This is a genomic window from Bartonella sp. AP1QHHD, from assembly GCF_042196265.1.
Taxonomy (GTDB): domain Bacteria; phylum Pseudomonadota; class Alphaproteobacteria; order Rhizobiales; family Rhizobiaceae; genus Bartonella.
Genome location: NZ_JBHIPW010000008.1, coordinates 1 through 1,135, shown reverse-complemented (window position 1 = coordinate 1,135; position 1,135 = coordinate 1). Strand labels below are relative to the sequence as shown.

The window sequence follows — 1,135 nt, the reverse complement described above, 5'->3', positions numbered from 1 at the left end:
CATTTCCGTAAACGTGTACACTTTCCCCTATAACAGAATTCCCATAAATCCGCGCATAGTCAAAAACCTTGGCATTATCTCGAACAGAAGCACCACCAACTTCGGCATAATCATAAACTTGTGCATTGTCATAAACGCGTGCATTCCCATAAACCCGCGCATCATCATAAACTTTGGCATCACCGTAAACGTGTGCATTGCCAAAAATCCAACAGTCTCTCTTATGGCTTAAGTTGCTCTCTTTTTCTATAAAACCGCCGAGGTCATCTTTTTTGACATATCCAAAGTCTCTTAAGGCTCTAATTCGGTGAAGAGTTCTTCCATCAAACACAATTTTTTCATCAGTAAATTCGTATTTTTTCATCTGGTTTGTTACCTAGTTGAGATTCTTTTATCGCCATCAATCCAGTCGTCCCAACATACACATGCTTCACCGTAAATTTTTGCATGACCGTAAACATGCGCATCACCGGAAACTTCTGCATTGCCGTAAACACGCGCCCTATCATAAATGTATGCCTTTTCGTAAACTTGTGCATTGCCATAAACTTCTGCATTATCAAAAACGTGCGGTTCACCGCAAATATATGCATCACCGTAAACTTCTGCATCACCGTAAATGCATGGTTCATCGCAAACTTCTGCTTTGCCATAAATACGAGAATTGTTGTAAACATGTGCATAACCGTAAACTTGTGCATTTTCGTAAACCTTAGCATCACCAAAAACCTTGGCATAACCATAGACTTTTGCATAATCCCCAATCCAGCAATTACCACGATGCGATAGGTTGTCTTCTTTCTCGATATAGCCTCCTAAATCACCTTTCTCGACGTTTCCAAAGTCTCGTAATGCGCGAATGCGGTGGAGAGTTTTGCCCCCAACTTCGATTGTTTCATCAGTAAGTTCATATTTCTTTTCCATAATGATAGCCTCTTAATGCATGCTTTGTCTTTTAAGCTCTTGAGACAGCACCCCCATGCCTTTTGTTGTGATTTTTGCTGAAGGAATGACTTTTTCAGTTCCATTTTCGGTTTGAATAGTGAGGGTTGAGCAATCCATTAGTCCTTTTTGGATTTTATCCTGATAAGGCAATAAGCGATCCCCGAAAGTGCGTCGATACACCCATCCTTTT

Annotated in this window: 3 protein-coding genes; all 3 read right to left on the bottom strand. The window is 40.6% G+C overall.

Annotated features, from left to right (window positions below; all coding sequences use genetic code 11):
• Window positions 1-364: hypothetical protein (locus ACFIME_RS01530; protein ID WP_375684379.1), on the bottom strand; the 364-nt coding region annotated here is incomplete at its 3' end.
• 8 nt (window positions 365-372) lie between these two features.
• Complete coding sequence (locus tag ACFIME_RS01525; RefSeq protein WP_375655515.1) at window positions 373-924, bottom strand: hypothetical protein; 552 nt, start codon at window positions 922-924, stop codon at window positions 373-375.
• Window positions 925-936: 12 nt separating this feature from the next.
• Window positions 937-1,135 (bottom strand): phage antirepressor KilAC domain-containing protein (locus ACFIME_RS01520; RefSeq protein ID WP_375684378.1); only part of this gene is annotated, 199 nt, incomplete at its 5' end.